This window comes from Pseudescherichia sp. (assembly GCF_032052675.1).
In the GTDB taxonomy this organism is placed as follows: Bacteria; Pseudomonadota; Gammaproteobacteria; order Enterobacterales; family Enterobacteriaceae; genus Pseudescherichia.
In genome coordinates, this window is the sequence record NZ_DAMBWA010000008.1 from 136,421 (window position 1) to 152,774 (window position 16,354).

17 protein-coding genes are annotated in these 16,354 nt (G+C 57.8%); 6 read left to right on the forward strand and 11 right to left on the reverse strand.

Annotated elements, in window-relative coordinates:
* Positions 1 to 81: 81 nt before the first annotated feature.
* Positions 82 to 1,530, reverse strand: a complete 1,449-nt coding sequence (gene thiI, locus RTX96_RS12665; protein WP_312671237.1) for a tRNA uracil 4-sulfurtransferase ThiI — start codon at positions 1,528 to 1,530, stop codon at positions 82 to 84.
* 204 nt (positions 1,531 to 1,734) lie between these two features.
* Here thiI and xseB point away from each other — a divergent pair, with 204 nt between their 5' ends.
* The 4 genes from xseB (at position 1,735) to RTX96_RS12685 (ending at position 5,794) form a co-directional block, all read left to right on the forward strand.
* Positions 1,735 to 1,977, forward strand: coding sequence for an exodeoxyribonuclease VII small subunit (gene xseB / locus RTX96_RS12670; RefSeq protein ID WP_103821635.1), 243 nt, complete (start codon positions 1,735 to 1,737; stop codon positions 1,975 to 1,977).
* A 1-nt stretch (position 1,978) separates the two neighbouring features.
* Positions 1,979 to 2,878, forward strand: a complete 900-nt coding sequence (gene ispA / locus RTX96_RS12675; RefSeq protein WP_312671239.1) for a (2E,6E)-farnesyl diphosphate synthase — start codon at positions 1,979 to 1,981, stop codon at positions 2,876 to 2,878.
* A 17-nt stretch (positions 2,879 to 2,895) separates the two neighbouring features.
* Positions 2,896 to 4,758 (forward strand): 1-deoxy-D-xylulose-5-phosphate synthase, encoded by a 1,863-nt coding sequence (gene dxs, locus RTX96_RS12680; RefSeq protein WP_103821633.1) that lies wholly within the window; start codon positions 2,896 to 2,898, stop codon positions 4,756 to 4,758.
* 61 nt (positions 4,759 to 4,819) lie between these two features.
* Complete coding sequence (locus RTX96_RS12685; RefSeq protein WP_312268727.1) at positions 4,820 to 5,794, forward strand: aldo/keto reductase; 975 nt, start codon at positions 4,820 to 4,822, stop codon at positions 5,792 to 5,794.
* A 66-nt stretch (positions 5,795 to 5,860) separates the two neighbouring features.
* Here the strand turns inward: RTX96_RS12685 and pgpA are convergent, their stop codons facing one another.
* The 6 genes from pgpA to nrdR form a co-directional block, all read right to left on the reverse strand.
* Positions 5,861 to 6,376 carry a phosphatidylglycerophosphatase A gene (gene pgpA, locus RTX96_RS12690; protein ID WP_042391580.1) on the reverse strand — a complete coding sequence of 172 codons (516 nt, stop codon included), beginning with the start codon at positions 6,374 to 6,376 and terminating at the stop codon, positions 5,861 to 5,863.
* Positions 6,354 to 7,331 carry a thiamine-phosphate kinase gene (gene thiL / locus RTX96_RS12695; RefSeq protein WP_312671242.1) on the reverse strand — a complete coding sequence of 326 codons (978 nt, stop codon included), beginning with the start codon at positions 7,329 to 7,331 and terminating at the stop codon, positions 6,354 to 6,356. Before thiL ends, pgpA begins: the two co-directional genes overlap by 23 nt.
* A gap of 76 nt (positions 7,332 to 7,407) precedes the next feature.
* Positions 7,408 to 7,827 (reverse strand): transcription antitermination factor NusB, encoded by a 420-nt coding sequence (gene nusB / locus RTX96_RS12700; RefSeq protein ID WP_042391578.1) that lies wholly within the window; start codon positions 7,825 to 7,827, stop codon positions 7,408 to 7,410.
* A 19-nt stretch (positions 7,828 to 7,846) separates the two neighbouring features.
* Positions 7,847 to 8,317: a 6,7-dimethyl-8-ribityllumazine synthase gene (ribE, locus tag RTX96_RS12705; protein ID WP_042391577.1), complete on the reverse strand. Its 471-nt coding sequence runs from the start codon at positions 8,315 to 8,317 to the stop codon at positions 7,847 to 7,849.
* 88 nt (positions 8,318 to 8,405) lie between these two features.
* A complete protein-coding gene (ribD, locus tag RTX96_RS12710) occupies positions 8,406 to 9,533 on the reverse strand; it encodes a bifunctional diaminohydroxyphosphoribosylaminopyrimidine deaminase/5-amino-6-(5-phosphoribosylamino)uracil reductase RibD (RefSeq protein ID WP_103821629.1) in 1,128 nt (375 codons plus the stop codon).
* A gap of 4 nt (positions 9,534 to 9,537) precedes the next feature.
* On the reverse strand, positions 9,538 to 9,987 hold the full coding sequence (nrdR, locus tag RTX96_RS12715; RefSeq protein ID WP_103821628.1) for a transcriptional regulator NrdR: 450 nt from the start codon (positions 9,985 to 9,987) through the stop codon (positions 9,538 to 9,540).
* Between the two features lie 154 nt (positions 9,988 to 10,141).
* Here nrdR and RTX96_RS12720 point away from each other — a divergent pair, with 154 nt between their 5' ends.
* Positions 10,142 to 10,684: a DUF3251 domain-containing protein gene (locus RTX96_RS12720; protein ID WP_312671245.1), complete on the forward strand. Its 543-nt coding sequence runs from the start codon at positions 10,142 to 10,144 to the stop codon at positions 10,682 to 10,684.
* Between the two features lie 299 nt (positions 10,685 to 10,983).
* Positions 10,984 to 11,868: a nucleoside-specific channel-forming protein Tsx gene (locus RTX96_RS12725; protein WP_042391574.1), complete on the forward strand. Its 885-nt coding sequence runs from the start codon at positions 10,984 to 10,986 to the stop codon at positions 11,866 to 11,868.
* A gap of 114 nt (positions 11,869 to 11,982) precedes the next feature.
* Here the strand turns inward: RTX96_RS12725 and secF are convergent, their stop codons facing one another.
* Genes secF through tgt form a run of 4 tightly spaced genes read right to left on the reverse strand, consistent with a single transcriptional unit; the run spans position 11,983 to position 16,330 of the window.
* Positions 11,983 to 12,954 carry a protein translocase subunit SecF gene (gene secF, locus RTX96_RS12730; protein WP_103821625.1) on the reverse strand — a complete coding sequence of 324 codons (972 nt, stop codon included), beginning with the start codon at positions 12,952 to 12,954 and terminating at the stop codon, positions 11,983 to 11,985.
* 10 nt (positions 12,955 to 12,964) lie between these two features.
* Positions 12,965 to 14,812 (reverse strand): protein translocase subunit SecD, encoded by a 1,848-nt coding sequence (gene secD / locus RTX96_RS12735; protein ID WP_312671251.1) that lies wholly within the window; start codon positions 14,810 to 14,812, stop codon positions 12,965 to 12,967.
* Positions 14,813 to 14,839: 27 nt separating this feature from the next.
* Positions 14,840 to 15,181, reverse strand: a complete 342-nt coding sequence (gene yajC / locus RTX96_RS12740; protein ID WP_103821623.1) for a preprotein translocase subunit YajC — start codon at positions 15,179 to 15,181, stop codon at positions 14,840 to 14,842.
* A gap of 21 nt (positions 15,182 to 15,202) precedes the next feature.
* Positions 15,203 to 16,330 (reverse strand): tRNA guanosine(34) transglycosylase Tgt, encoded by a 1,128-nt coding sequence (gene tgt, locus RTX96_RS12745; protein ID WP_103821622.1) that lies wholly within the window; start codon positions 16,328 to 16,330, stop codon positions 15,203 to 15,205.
* Positions 16,331 to 16,354 lie beyond the last annotated feature (24 nt).

Here is a 16,354-nt window from a genome sequence, read left to right on the forward strand (position 1 = left end):
ACGCCGGGTGGCAGCTTCGCCTGACCCGGCCTACATCATGCACTATGTAGGCCCGGCAAGCCTGCGCCGCCGGGCGTTCTCTTATGGGCGATAGACCTTCACGTTGGTGAAGCCCTGCTCATGCAGGTAGAGCGCCTGCAGACGGCTCATCACCCCACGCTCGCACCACAGCAGCCAGGTTTTGCTCTGATCGAGATCGCCAAATTTGCTGCTCAGCTTGTAGAACGGCAGCGTCACTACGTCGACGCCCTCCACCGCCAGCGGCTTGCTCTCCTGATCGTCCGGAGAGCGGATATCCAGCACGACATCGTTCGGCCCAAAGCCGGTCACGGTCTCTACCTCAACCACTTCCTGCTCGGTCTGCTGAGCGATCTCGCGGATGTCGACGTTAGTCGCCTCTTCCACCACCCGATCGAGGATCGCAAAATCGAAGTTCTGCTCTTCGGCTTCGATCTTGGCCTTCACCGCTTTTACCGTCGGGCTTTTAGAGATCACCCCGCAGTACTCCGGCATGGTGCGGGAGAAGTCTTCCGTGCCGATCGCCCGCGCCACGTCGATAATGTGCTCTTTATCGTGGGAGATCAGCGGGCGCAGGATCAGCGTATCGGAGACGTTGTCGATCAGGCGCAGGTTGGTCAAGGTCTGGCTGGAGACCTGGCCCAGCGCTTCACCGGTAACCAGGGCCTGCACGCCGTAGCGCTCGGCGACCTTCGAGGCCGCACGCACCATCATGCGCTTCAGCACGACACCCATCTGGCCGTCGTCTACTTTTTCCAGGATCTCGCCGACGACCGGCTCAAAGTTAATCGCCACAAAGCGTACGCGGTGCGAGCTGCCGAAGCGGTTCCACAGGTAGTGGGCTACCTGACGCACGCCAATCTCATGAGCTGCGCCACCGAGATTAAAGAAGCAGTAGTGTACGCGGCAGCCGCGGCGCATCAGCATATAGCTGGAGACGCTGGAGTCAAAGCCACCGGAGATTAGCGACAGGACATCCTCCTGGGTACCGATAGGGAAACCACCGATGCCTTCAGAACGGTTGGTTACCAGCAGCAGGCGATCGTCTTCAATCTCCAGATGGACCGTGAAATCCGGGTGGGTCAATTTTACGCGAGCGCTCTCAATATGCTGATTCAGACCGCCACCGACATAGCGTTCTACCTCAATAGAGCTAAAATCATGTTTACCGCGACGTTTCACGCGCACGCAGAAGGTTTTACCCTCCAGCTGCTCGCGATACTGCGCCAGCGCCTTCTCGAAAATGTCGTGCAGAGAGGTATAAGGGACATCTTCTACCTCCAGAATATGGTGGATACCCGGAATACGGGTCAGCGCATCGCGGATAGCAGGACGCAGGGTCTCGTCTTTCGTGCGAACTTCCACGTGGTCCCAGTGACGAACAACTTTAATCTCTTCGTCATGGTACTTCAGAACGTTACGAATGTTTCCGGTTAAAATTTTAATAAAGCGCAAACGCACGGATTGGCTTTTGATGGTGATTTCCGGGAACAATTTAATGATAAACTTCATGGCGGCAAAGGTTCTTTGGCAAGTCGCATAGTGGACTTGTGGGGGATTAATACAGCAGCCCCTAACCGTGGCTGCATCCAGGCGCGCAAGTATACCACCATCGCGGTCGACCTTGCACACCACATGACCATTGCGCGTTATTTAATACGCGGCACGACTTCGCTACCATAGCGCAGATGAATAAAACGAGAGTCAGACATCCTTATGGCAAAGAAAAACGACGCACCGGCCAGCTTTGAAACGGCACTTACCGAGCTGGAACAGATAGTGACCCGCCTTGAGAGCGGCGATCTGCCTCTTGAAGAGGCACTGAGCGAATTCGAACGCGGCGTGCAGCTGGCACGCCAGGGACAGACGAAGTTACAGCAGGCAGAGCAGCGCGTGCAGATCCTGCTCTCAGAACAGGACGAGGCCCCGCTCACTCCCTTTACCCCGGACGCCGAGTAAGATGGATTTTACAGCGCAATTAGAGACCTGCGTCGAACAGGCCAATGCCGCACTGCGACGTTTCATCACCCCCCTGCCCTTTCAGAACACTCCTCTGGTTGAGGCCATGAACTATGGCGCACTATTAGGCGGCAAACGCCTGCGACCGTTTCTGGTCTATGCGACAGGCAGCATGTTTGGCGTCAGCGCACACACGCTGGATGCGCCCGCCGCCGCCGTGGAGTGCATTCATGCCTACTCCCTGATCCATGACGATCTGCCGGCAATGGACAATGACGATCTGCGTCGGGGTCAGCCGACCTGCCATATTAAATACGGTGAGGCGAGCGCCATTCTGGCTGGGGATGCCCTGCAGACGCTGGCATTCTCTATCCTTGCCGATGCGCCGATGCCGGAAGTTACCGATCGCGATCGGCTGGCGATGGTGGCCGAGCTGGCGCAGGCCAGCGGCGTTGCAGGCATGTGCGGCGGACAGGCGCTGGATATGGAAGCCGAAGGCAAACAGGTTCAGCTTGCCGAGCTGGAGCGTATCCACCGGCATAAAACCGGGGCGCTGATCCGCGCGGCGGTGCGCATGGGCGCATTAAGCGCAGGCGAGAGAGGACGTAAGGTGCTGCCCATTCTCGATCGCTACGCCGAATCTATCGGTCTGGCATTCCAGGTACAGGATGACATTCTGGATGTGGTGGGTGATACTGCAACTCTCGGCAAACGTCAGGGGGCCGATCAGCAGCTTGGTAAAAGCACCTATCCTGCCCTGCTGGGCCTTGAGCAAGCCCGCACGAAAGCCCGTGACCTGATTGACGACGCCCGCAGCGCGTTAGCGCAGCTGGCCGCCTACTCTCTGGACACCTCGACCCTGGAAGCGCTGGCCGACTTTATAATTCAGCGTGATAAATAAACAACAATGAGTCTCTGATGAGTTTTGATACTGCCAAATACCCGACCCTGGCGCTGGTTAACGCCACTCAGGATCTGCGCCTGCTGCCCAAAGAGAGCCTGCCAAAGCTTTGCGACGAGCTGCGCCGCTATCTTCTCGACAGCGTGAGCCGCTCCAGCGGCCACTTCGCCTCCGGGCTTGGCACGGTTGAGCTGACCGTGGCGCTGCACTATGTCTACAATACGCCGTTCGATCAGCTTATCTGGGACGTCGGCCATCAGGCTTATCCACACAAAATCCTGACCGGCCGCCGGGATCGCATCGATACCATCCGGCAGAAAGGCGGCCTGCACCCCTTCCCGTGGCGCGGCGAGAGCGAATATGACGTGCTGAGCGTCGGCCACTCATCGACCTCAATCAGCGCCGGAATCGGCATTGCAGTGGCGGCGGAGAAAGAGGGCAAACAGCGCCGTACCGTCTGCGTGATTGGCGACGGGGCGATCACCGCTGGCATGGCCTTCGAAGCGATGAACCACGCCGGTGATATCAGGCCGGATATGCTGGTGATCCTCAACGACAACGAGATGTCGATTTCCGAGAACGTCGGCGCGCTCAACAATCACCTGGCGCAGCTGCTTTCGGGTAAGCTCTACTCGACCCTGCGCGAGGGCGGAAAGCGGGTCTTCTCCAATGTGCCGCCGATCAAAGAGCTCCTGAAGCGCACCGAAGAGCATATTAAGGGCATGGTTGTACCCGGCACCCTGTTTGAAGAGCTGGGCTTTAACTACATCGGGCCTGTCGACGGTCATGACGTGCTGGGCCTGGTTACCACGCTGAAGAACATGCGTGACCTGAAGGGTCCGCAGTTCCTGCACATCATGACCAAAAAAGGGCGCGGCTACGAGCCAGCCGAAAAAGATCCGATCACCTTCCACGCCGTACCGAAATTCGATCCGGCCAAAGGTACGCTGCCAAAAAGCAGCGGCGGCATGCCCTCCTACTCAAAAATCTTTGGCGACTGGCTGTGCGAGACGGCGGCGAAGGACAACAAGCTGATGGCCGTGACCCCCGCGATGCGCGAAGGTTCCGGCATGGTAGAGTTCTCCCGCAAGTATCCGCAGCAGTACTTTGACGTGGCGATTGCCGAGCAGCACGCGGTGACCTTTGCCGCCGGGCTGGCGATCGGCGGCTATAAGCCGGTGGTGGCGATCTACTCTACCTTCCTGCAACGCGCTTACGATCAGGTGATCCACGACGTCGCGATCCAGAAGCTGCCGGTGCTGTTTGCTATCGACCGGGCGGGGATTGTCGGCGCGGATGGGCAGACACATCAGGGGGCATTTGATATCTCCTTCCTGCGCTGCGTGCCGGAGATGGTGATCATGACCCCAAGCGATGAGAACGAGTGTCGCCAGATGCTCTACACCGGCTATCACTACAGCGAAGGCCCGAGCGCCGTACGCTATCCGCGCGGTAACGCCGTGGGCGTGACGCTTGAGCCGCTGGCCGCGCTGCCTATCGGAAAAGGCGTGGTGAAACGCCAGGGTGAAGCGATCGCGATCCTCAACTTCGGCACCCTGCTGCCGGAGGCGGAACAAGCGGCCGAGACGCTGAACGCCACGCTGGTGGATATGCGTTTTGTGAAGCCTCTCGACGAGGCGCTGATCCTTGAGCTGGCTGCGACCCATGCGTCGCTGGTCACTCTGGAAGAGAACGCTATTATCGGCGGCGCCGGCAGCGGCGTGAACGAGGTGCTGATGGCTAACCGCAAACCGGTTCCGGTTCTCAACCTCGGCCTGCCGGACTACTTTATTCCGCAGGGCACGCAGGAGGAGGCGCGCATCGAGCTGGGTCTCGACGCCGCCGGTATCACCGCAAAAATTCAGACCTGGCTGGCCTGAGCCTCCGGTTCCGCTCCTGCTATGCTTAAGGGTACTCGTACCCTTATGCAGGAGTGGAACCATGCAATACAACACGTTAGGAACAACGGATCTTAAGGTTTCCCGTCTTTGTCTTGGCTGTATGACCTTTGGCGAACCGGACCGGGGCAATCATGCCTGGACCCTGCCAGAAGAGAGCAGCCGTCTCATCATCAAGCACGCCCTTGAGGGCGGCATCAACTTTTTCGACACCGCAAACAGCTACTCCGACGGCAGCAGCGAAGAGATTGTGGGCCGGGCGCTGAAGGATTTCGCCCGCCGCGAAGAGGTCGTCGTCGCCACCAAGGTCTATCACCAGGTGGGCGATCTGCCGGAAGGGCTTTCCCGCCCGCAGATCCTGCGCTCGATTGACGACAGCCTGCGCCGCCTCGGCATGGAGTATGTTGACCTGCTACAGATCCACCGCTGGGACTATAACACCCCGATCGAAGAGACGCTGGAGGCGCTGGATGAGGTAGTGAAGGCCGGTAAGGCGCGCTACATCGGCGCATCATCTATGCACGCCTCGCAGTTCGCTCAGGCGCTGGCGCTTCAGGATCAAAACGGCTGGGCGCGCTTCGTGACCATGCAGAACCACTACAATCTCATCTACCGTGAGGAAGAGCGCGAGATGCTGCCGCTCTGCTACCGGGAAGGCGTCGCGGTGATCCCGTGGAGTCCGCTGGCGCGCGGTCGTCTGACCCGCCCGTGGGGGGAAACCACTGCTCGCTCGGTGTCGGATGAATTTGGTAAAACGCTCTATAACGAAAGCGACGCCGGGGACGCGCAGATTGCCGAGCGGCTGGCGGGGATCGCGGAAGAGACCGGCGCAACCCGGGCGCAGGTAGCCATTGCCTGGCTGCTGAGCAAGCCCGGCGTGGCCGCACCGATTATCGGTGCCTCGCGGGAAGAGCAGCTTGAGGAGCTGATCCAGGCGGTAGAGTTAACCCTGACGCCAGAGCAGATTGCCGAGCTGGAGACGCCCTACAAGCAGCATCCAGTTGTCGGATTCAAATAGGTTCGGTTGATCTGGAACACCCAGGCCGGATAAGGCGTTACCGCCGCCATCCGGCATTTTACGAGGCTAAAGGATACCAATGGGCCAGTGATGGCCAATCAGATAGAGGATCCCCGCCGCCACGATCCCAGCAACAATATCATCGACGATGATACCCATCCCACCGTGTACGTTGCGGTCAAACCAGCGGATCGGCCAGGGTTTCCACATATCAAAGATGCGAAACAGCACAAACCCGGCGGCTACCCACTGCCAGTCGTTGGTGGGGAGCGCCATCAGGGTGATCCACATCCCGATAAACTCATCCCAGACAATGCTGCCGTGATCGTGTACGCCCATATCTTTTGCCGTCTGGTGACACAGGTAGACGCCAATACAGATAGAGAGCATGACCACCATCGAGTAGAGCTGCCACGGCAGGAAGGTCATCAGATACCAGAACGGGATCGCCGCCAGGGAGCCCATCGTTCCTGGCACCACCGGGCTCAGGCCACTGCCAAACCCGGTGGCCAACAGGTGCCACGGATTGCGCAAATTCAGGCGGCTTTTAGCGATATCTTTAGTGCGCGGCAAAATGGTCATATCCTTTCCAGTCAAAAGTCACTGCCCTGCCCTCGCGGGTAAAGCTGATGCCGTCAACATCGGCGCTCATCTGCCCGATGCAGGTATAGGGAGTGCCCAGCTGACCAATCGCCACCTCCAGCGCACCGCGGTTAAGCTCGGGCACGGTGAAGCAGAGTTCGTAATCTTCGCCGCCGCCCAGTGCCCAGCGCAGGGCCTGATCCGGATCCACATGGCGACGCAGCGCGTCCGAGTACGGCAGCGCATCTACGTCGATAATCGCTCCACACTCGCTGGCCTGCAAAATGTGCCCCAGGTCGGAGATCAGCCCGTCGGAGAGATCGATAGCTGAGTTAGCCAGATCGCGCAGCGCCTGGCCATGTAAAATACGCGGCGTCGGGCGCAGATGGCGTTTGATCAGCCAGTCGGCGTCTTTGGGATCGTTTACCTGCAAACGATCCTGAAGGATCGCCAGCCCGGCGGCGCTGTCGCCCGGCGTGCCGGTGACGTAGATCCAATCTCCCGGTTTCGCGCCAGAGCGTTTCAGCGCCCGGCCCACGGGAACGTAGCCGTGAATACCCAGCGTCATAGAGAGCGGCCCACGGGTCGTGTCGCCACCGATCAGCTGCATATCGTAGTAGCTAAGCTGTTCAAACAGGCTGTCGCTAAACGCTTTCAGCCAGGGTTCGTCGACCTCTGGCAGGGTCAGCGCCAGGGTCAGCCACGCCGGGTCAGCCCCCATCGCCGCCAGATCGCTTAGGTTTACCGCCAGCGCTTTATAAGCCAGGTCGGCAGGATCGATATCCGGGAGAAAATGAATGCCCGATACCAGCGTATCGGTACTGATTGCCAGCGTCTGTTTTTCCGGAACGTTCAGCAGCGCGCAGTCATCGCCGATGCCGGTTTCGACATCCAGACGCGCACGTCTGACACGGTTAAAGTAACGGGCAATAAGGGAGAATTCGCCGCATGCCATACGCTATGCCTCAGCAGAAGAAAAAAGTAAGGCCGGGGCGAAGCGGCAACTGCGCTCCGCCGTACCGGCCTTGAGATTACTTTTTGTGGGGGCGGATCGCGGGTGCGGCTTTATCCAGCACGCCATTCACAAACTTGTGGCTGTCCTCTGCGCCAAACGTCTTCGCCAGCTCAATGGCTTCGTTGATGGCAACCTTGTACGGCACGTCATCACGTTTGGAGAGTTCGAACAGCGCGATACGCAGTACCGCTTTCTCAACCTGGCCCAGCTCTTCAAGCAGGCGGGACAGATAAGGCTTCATCAGGCCGTCGAGATATGCGCTGTTAGTCGCCACCCCGGACAGCAGCTCGCGGAAGTAAGCGATGTCTACGTCTTTGACATCCTGTTCCGCCAGGAACTGGTATTCAACATCGGCGATGTCGTTCTGGGACAACTGCCAGGAGTAAAGCGCCTGAACGGCACACTCACGGGCGCGGCGACGAGCAGCAGGTTTCACGGAATTCCCCTTACAAAAATCAGCCTTGGATGGCTTTCAATACATTAATCATTTCAAGCGCGGTCAGTGCTGCTTCAGCACCCTTGTTACCCGCTTTCGTGCCAGCGCGTTCGATGGCTTGTTCAATACTTTCAGTGGTGAGCACACCAAAGGCTACCGGAATGGCGCTCTCCTGGGCAACGTGCGCCAGGCCGTTGCTTGCGCCGCCCGCCACGTATTCGAAGTGTGCCGTACCGCCACGGATCACCGTGCCGAGCGCAATAATCGCATCGTATTTACCGGCTTTTGCCAGCGCGCCCGCCGCCAGAGGCAGCTCATAAGCACCTGGAACCCAAACAACGGTGATGTTTTCATCTTTAACCTGGCCGATACGCTTCAGGGCGTCGATAGCGCCTTCCAGCAGGCTGTCGTTGATGAAGTTGTTGAAACGCGCAATGGTGATGGCGACGCGAGCGTCCGGGGCAGCAACAGTAGCTTCAATAATGTTCATAAACTTACCTTAGGGTTCTCATATAGCCCCCGCAGGGGGGCGGATTTTATCATACTATTTTACGCACTGCTTCCCTTTTACGAGCGCACTACGCGGGGATCAGATGCAGGCACAGATCCGGGCCTACCTGACGTATTTCAGTGAATTTTAGCGCCGGTGCGGCCGCCAGGCTCTCAAGCCCAGGCAGAACGCAAAGGCCACGCGCCTCGCTGCCTAACAGCTTCGGCGCCAGATAGACAATCAGCTCGTCCACCAGCCCGGCCTGCAGCAGCGCGCCGGCCATCTGCGCGCCCGCCTCTACCCAGATGCTGTTAATCTGCTCGCGTCCCAGCAGCATCATCAGCGAAACCAGATCGAGATGGCCGTTATGCTCTGGAACCAAAATAGAGCGTACCCCGTCCGGCCACTGGCGCTCGTCGGCACGGGTGCGGGCAAACCAGGTTTCCCCTGGCTGCTGAACAAGACGGTGCGTCGGCGTCACGCGATTCTGGCTGTCGACCACGATGCGCACCGGCTGGCGCACATCCGCCTGAGAGTAGCGCGCCTGGGTATCGGCACCTAATTCATCCCAGCGTACGGTCAGAGCCGGATCGTCCGCCAGCACCGTGGCGCTGCTGGTTAATATCGCGTGGCTCTGGGCGCGCAGGCGCTGAACGTCCCGGCGCGCCTCGGGCGAGGTGATCCACTGGCTTTCGCCGTTTGCCATCGCCGTGCGTCCGTCCAGCGACGCGCCAAGCTTAAGCTGGATCCAGGGAAAACCGGTACGCATGCGCTTGAGAAAGCCGCGGTTAAGCCGCTCCGCCTCGCTCATCATCAGGCCGTGGCTGACCTCGATCCCCTCCTGAGAGAGACGATATAGCCCCCGGCCCGCGACCTGCGGGTTGGGATCCTGCATCGCTGCGACGACGCGGGCAACGCCAGCGTTAATTAATGCTTCACAGCAGGGTGGCGTCCGGCCATGATGGCTGCACGGCTCCAGCGTCACATAGGCGGTGGCTCCCCGGGCGCGATCTCCCGCCATGCGCAGGGCATGCACCTCCGCATGCGGCTCCCCGGCGCGGAAGTGAAACCCCTCCCCGACGATTTCGCCATTTTTTACAATAACGCAGCCCACATTGGGATTAGGATGGGTGGTGTAACGTCCGCGCTGCGCCAGCTTCAGCGCACGAGCCATGTAGAGCTCGTCCTGCTTGTTGTCCTGCTTGTCGTCCAGCATGGGCCTAGTCCTGTAAGCGGGCGATCTCTTCGCCAAATTCGCGGATATCTTCAAAGCTGCGGTAGACGGAGGCAAAGCGGATATAGGCCACTTTATCGAGCTTCTTAAGCTGCTCCATGACCAGGTTGCCAATCATCTTGCTGGGGATCTCACGTTCACCGGTGGCCCGCAGCTGAGATTTAATATGGTTGAGGGCCATTTCAACGTCATCGGCGCTGACCGGGCGTTTTTCCAGTGCCTTAAGCATGCCGCTGCGTAGTTTGTCTTCGTTAAACGGTTCACGGACCTCGTTGCTCTTCACCACGCGCGGCATCACCAGCTCCGCCACTTCGAAGGTCGTGAAGCGCTCGTTGCACACCAGACACTGGCGACGACGGCGAACGGAGGAGCCTTCGCCCACCAGGCGAGAGTCAATTACTTTGGTATCCACGGCGAAACAGAATGGGCAATGCATACGGCGTCCTGAAGATAATATTAACTGAAATCTATTTTAACCCGATATGCCGCCACAACAAAGGCATCAGCACTTTTGGGATAAAGGATCGATGTCAAGCGCGGCGGAACGATCTACCCTTACAGGCAATAACACGTTTAAGGAAACCGCTACCATGACAAGCCGTTATCTGAAGCTCGCCCTGCTGGGGAGCCTGTTTACCCTTAGCGCCTGCGCCCAGCAGAGCGAGGTTCGCCAGCTGCACCAGAGCGTGAGCACGCTCAATAAAGAGATGAGCAAGCTCAACCATGAGACGGTGAAGATCACCCAGCAGAACAGCCTGAACGCCAAATCTGAGAGCGGTGTCTATCTGCTGCCCGGCGCCAATACCCCGGCGCGGCTGAACAGTCAGCTCGGCATGCTGCGCATGTCAATGAAAGATATTGCTCCTAACGCCGGCGGAACGCGCCTGACGCTGCTCATTCAGGGTGAGTCGAATACGCCGCTACCCGCCTTTAGCGGCACGGTTGAGTGGGGGCAAATTCAGGGTACCACGGAGAACCCGCAGGAAGTTAACGTCCAGAACCAGCTGATTAGCGCCCCGGCCAGCACGCTTGCGCCGAGCGACGTCAGCGTTCCGCTGCAGCTCAACGGCATCACCCCCGAACAGCTTGGTTTTATCCGCATTCACGATATTCAGCCAGCCAATATGCAATAAGGTCACACTCGGTTACTTTCTGTAAGGGCGCAGCGCCGCCCTTCGCCTAATCTTCCTCTTTTAACTTTCCCCTCTTCAAACCTCAAATATTGGCAATGCCGCAGATTGCCAGTACAATCGCCCCGTTTTATCTACGCAAACGTGAACGCAATCGATTACGTATATGATGGATCTGTGAAACAACACATATTTTTGTGAGCAAGGAAACTTATAATAGGCCCGCAGAAAGTCGAAACATTTTGAAAAGCATCAACAGCATTCTTTCGATCCCGTCAGGGACTTCAATCAGTGGCATAAATATGAAAAAAACTTTACTCGTCGCCGGTGCGGCACTTGCGCTCTCCTCCACCTTCGCCGTGAATGCGGCCGAAACCAGCAACAGCGAGTTCGTCTCCGACTGGTGGCATCAGAGCGTTAACGTGGTAGGCAGCTACCACACCCGTTTCGGGCCGACTATTCGTAACGATACCTACCTGGAGTACGAAGCGTTCGCCAAAAAGGATTGGTTTGACTTCTATGGCTACATGGATGCGCCGGTCTTCTTCGGTGGCAACAGCACTGCGCAGGGTATCTGGAACCACGGCTCCCCGCTGTTTATGGAGATTGAACCTCGCTTCTCTATCGACAAGCTGACCGGCACCAGCCTGGCGTTTGGTCCGTTCAAAGAGTGGTATTTCGCGAATAACTACATCTACGACATGGGCCGCAACAAAGCGGGCCGTCAGAGCACCTGGTACATGGGTCTGGGTACAGACATCGATACCGGCCTGCCGATGAGCCTCTCCCTGAACGTCTATGCTAAGTACCAGTGGCAGAACTACGAAGCCGCGAACGAGAACGAGTGGGATGGCTACCGCTTCAAGGTGAAATACTTTGTGCCGATTACCCAGCTGTGGGGCGGCCAGCTGAGCTATATCGGCTTCACTAACTTTGACTGGGGTTCCGAGCTGGGCGACAAAGATTTCCGCGATCTGAACGGCATGCAGGCGCGTACCAACGACTCTATCGCCTCCAGCCACATTCTGGCCCTGAACTACGATCACTGGCACTACTCGGTGGTCGCGCGTTACTGGCACAACGGCGGCCAGTGGAATGACGATGCCAGCCTGAACTTCGGCAGCGGCAACTTCAACGTCCGCTCTACCGGCTGGGGTGGTTACCTGGTGGCAGGTTACAACTTCTAAGCTTGCGGGGCCTACAAAAGCACGAAACGTAGGCCGGATAAGCGCAGCGCCACCCGGCGTCAGACATAAAAAAAGCCAGCGTAATTGCTGGCTTTTTTATTGGCGAAGAGCCGGTTACGGCAGGATTGACGGCTGATCCGCCCCCTCTTTCTCCACCTTCTGCTGCAGCAGATGCTCACGTCTCATCCCGAGCTTCAGCGCCAGCGCAGAGGCCACGTAGATAGACGATGCTGTACCGATGGAAACACCGATCAGCATGGTCAGCGAGAAGCCCTGCAGCATTGCGCCACCGAAGAGGTAGAGCATCAGGATAACCACTAAGGTGGTGCCTGAGGTGATCAAGGTACGGTGCAGCGTCTGGGTCAGCGACACGTTAAAGATCTCGTAAGGCGTCCCGCGACGAATTTTGCGGAAGTTCTCACGAATACGGTCGGAAACCACGATGCTGTCGTTAAGCGAGTAGCCGATAACGGACATCAGCGATGCCACGATGGTCAGGTCGATCTCGATATGGAACAGCGACAGCACGCCCATCGTGATGATCACGTCGTGCGCCAGCGCGATAACCACCCCCGCCGCCAGACGCCACTCGAAGCGGAAGCCGACGTAAACCAGGATAGAGATCAGCGCTACCAGCAGCGCCATCGCACCGTTCTGTGCCAGATCGGCACCGACGCTTGGCCCCACGAACTCGATGCGTTTTACCGCCGCGTTCTGGCTGGTGGCCTCGTTAATCACGCTCACCACTTTGCTGCCCAGCGCCTGGCCACCGGTTGCCCCTTCGGCAGGCGGCATACGCACCATGATGTCACGGCTGCTGCCAAAGTTCTGCAGCAGCGGATCCTCAAAACCGGCTTTCTGCAGCGCGTCACGCATCATGTCCATATCGGCCGGTTTTTCCAGCGAGATTTCAATGACCGTACCGCCGGTGAAGTCGAGACCCCAGTTAAAGCCGCGCACGCCGATAATGATAATCGACAGGATCAGCAGAAACCCGGAGATGCCGAAAGCCCAGTAATCCCAGCGCATAAAGTCATAGACTTTACGCCCGTGGTTCAATTGTTCAACAGTATATTCCTGTGCCACAACGCACTCCTCAGATAGACAGCTTGTTGATGCGTTTGCCGCCGTACAACAGGTTTACGATGGCACGCGTACCGACGATGGCGGTAAACATTGACGTCGCCACACCGATACCGGTAGTAATCGCAAAGCCTTTAATTGCCCCGGTGCCTACGGCATACAGGATGATGACCTTGATAAGCGTCGTGACGTTGGCGTCAAAGATGGAGCTAAACGCGCCTTTATAACCTTCGTCGATTGCCTGCTGTACCGAGCGGCCGTTGCTCAACTCTTCTTTGATACGTTCGTTAATCAGGACGTTCGCATCCACCGCTACCGCAAGGGTTAAGACGATCCCCGCAATGCCCGGCATGGTCAGGGTGGCCCCCGGCAGCAGAGACATCACGCCAACGATCAGCACCAGGTTAGCGATGAGCGCCGAGGTCGCGATCAGGCCGAACTTCTTATAGAAGAAGACCATGAAGATGATGGAGGCAGCGAGGCCCGCCAGACAGGCTTCCAGACCCTGCTGAATGTTCTGCATCCCAAGGGTTGGGCCGATGGTACGCTCTTCAACAATCTGGATCGGGGCAATCAGCGCGCCCGCACGCAGCAGCAGCGAGAGCTGACGCGCTTCGTTCGGGTTGTTGATGCCGGTAATACGGAAGCTGTTGCCAAGGCGAGACTGGATGTTGGCGATGTTAATCACCTCTTCCTGTTTCACCAGCACGGCGCGGCCGTTGGCATCTTTCTTACCGCTGTCTTTGTACTCCACGAACAGGGTCGCCATCGGCTTGCCGATATTGTCCTTGGTGAAGTTAGACATGATGTTACCACCGGCGCTGTCGAGCGAGATGTTAACCTGCGGCTGGTTGTACTCATCCTGGCTGGAGGTGGAGTCGGTGATGTGATCCCCGGTCAGAATAACGCGTTTGTACAGCACAACCGGCTGCCCTTCGCGCATCTGCTTCACTTCCGAGTCGCCCGGCACGCGGCCTGAGGCGGCAGCAGAGCTGTCGACGTTGGTGTTGACCAGACGGAACTCAAGCGTTGCGGTCGCGCCCAGAATCTCTTTCGCGCGTGCGGTGTCCTGAATACCCGGCAGCTCGACGACGATACGGTCAGCGCCCTGGCGCTGCACCAGCGGCTCAGCGACGCCCAGCTGGTTAACACGGTTGCGCAGAATGTTGATGTTCTGCTGCACCGCGTACTCGCGGGCTTCGCTCAGACGCGCATCGGTCATCACCGCACGCAGCGCGTTGTCGCCCTGGGTGTTGATAACCAGATCGCGGTGGCGCGGGGTCAGATAAGAGATGGCGCTGTCACGTGCCGCGCTGTCGCGGAACACGATGCTCATGCCGTAGTTATCTTCTTTACGCACGTTAGTGTAGGCAATGCCCTTCTCGCGCAGATCGCTGCGCAGGCTGTCCATGTTCTGCTCCTGGAGCTTGCCCAGCGCGGTGTCCATATCCACTTCCATCAGGAAGTGCACGCCGCCACGCAGGTCGAGGCCGAGCTTCATCGGCTCCGCTTTCAGCATGGAGAGCCAGCGCGGGGTAGCCGGAGCAAGGTTCAGCGCCACAACGTACTTATCGCCCAATACGCTCATCATCGCCTCGCGGGCGCGCAGCTGCGTATCGGTGGAGTCAAAGCGGGCAAGGATAGCGCCCTCTTCCAGTGCCACAGACTTAGCGGTGATTTTTTGTTCTTGTAAAGTGTTCTGGACCTGGATCAGCGTTTGCTCACTGGCGGCGACGCCGCGCGCGCCAGTGATTTGAACAGCCGGATCCTCACCATAGAGGTTGGGAAGTGCGTAAAGCAGGCCGACGACAATGACGACGACCAGCATAATGTACTTCCACAAAGGATAACGGTTTAACACGGCAGTTCCCTTTGGGAAAACAGTAAATTACAGCGCCTTCATGGTGCCTTTCGGCAGAACGGCAGCTACGAAGTCACGTTTGATAACCACTTCAGTGGTGTCGTTCAGCGCGATAGCAATGTAGCCAGTTTCCGCTACTTTGGTTACGCGGCCAACCAGACCACCGTTAGTCAGCACTTCATCACCCTTGGCGATGGAGTCCATCAGCTTCTTGTGCTCTTTAGTGCGTTTCTGCTGCGGACGGAGGATCATGAAGTAGAAGATCAGACCGAACACCACCAGCATCAGGATCAGAGACATCGGGCTACTCTGGCCAGCTGCACCTACCGGTGCATCTGCTGCTACAGCATCAGAAATAAAAAAGCTCATTTAAATTCCCTCATTATTAAATTAATCAACGTTCAAAGGTGGAACCGGTCGTCCCTGACGTTGGTAGAAATCGGTCACGAAGCTCTCTAATTTACCCTCTTCGATAGCCTTACGTAAACCAGCCATTAAGCGCTGATAGTGACGCAGGTTATGAATAGTATTGAGGCGCGCGCCCAATATTTCGTTGCAACGATCCAGATGATGCAAGTAAGCACGTGAATAATTGCGACACGTATAGCAATCACACTCCGGATCCAGCGGCGATGTGTCGCTTTTGTGCTTCGCATTACGGATTTTTACGACGCCTTCAGTCACGAACAGATGACCGTTACGCGCGTTACGCGTTGGCATGACGCAGTCGAACATATCGATGCCGCGACGCACGCCCTCGACCAGATCTTCCGGTTTCCCTACGCCCATCAGGTAACGTGGTTTATCCGCCGGGATCTGCGGGCAGACATGCTCCAGGATGCGGTGCATATCTTCCTTCGGCTCACCGACAGCCAAACCGCCGACAGCGTAGCCATCAAAGCCAATCTCTACCAGACCCTTGACTGAGATATCGCGTAAATCTTCGTAAACGCTGCCCTGAATAATCCCGAACAGCGCGTTTTTGTTGCCCAGCGAGTCGAAACGATCGCGGCTGCGCTGCGCCCAGCGCAGGGACATCTCCATTGAGCGCTTGGCGTAGTCCCAGTCGGCGGGGTACGGCGTACACTCGTCGAAGATCATCACGATGTCGGATCCGAGATCGTACTGGATCTCCATTGATTTTTCCGGATCGAGGAAGATCGGATCGCCATTGATCGGGTTCCGGAAGTGCACCCCCGCTTCGGTGATTTTACGGATATCGCCGAGGCTGAAGACCTGGAAGCCGCCGGAGTCGGTAAGAATCGGGCCTTTCCACTGCATAAAGTCGTGCAGATCGCCGTGCAGCTTCATGATCTCCTGGCCAGGACGCAGCCAGAGGTGGAAGGTGTTACCGAGGATGATCTGCGCGCCGGTGGCTTCCACCTCTTCCGGGGTCATCCCTTTTACCGTCCCGTAGGTGCCCACGGGCATAAAAGCAGGCGTTTCCACTACGCCACGATCGAACACCAGGCGGCCGCGACGCGCGCGACCGTCGGTGGTATCAAGTTCAAATTTCACTTAACTCTCCAGCATCAGAAAAAC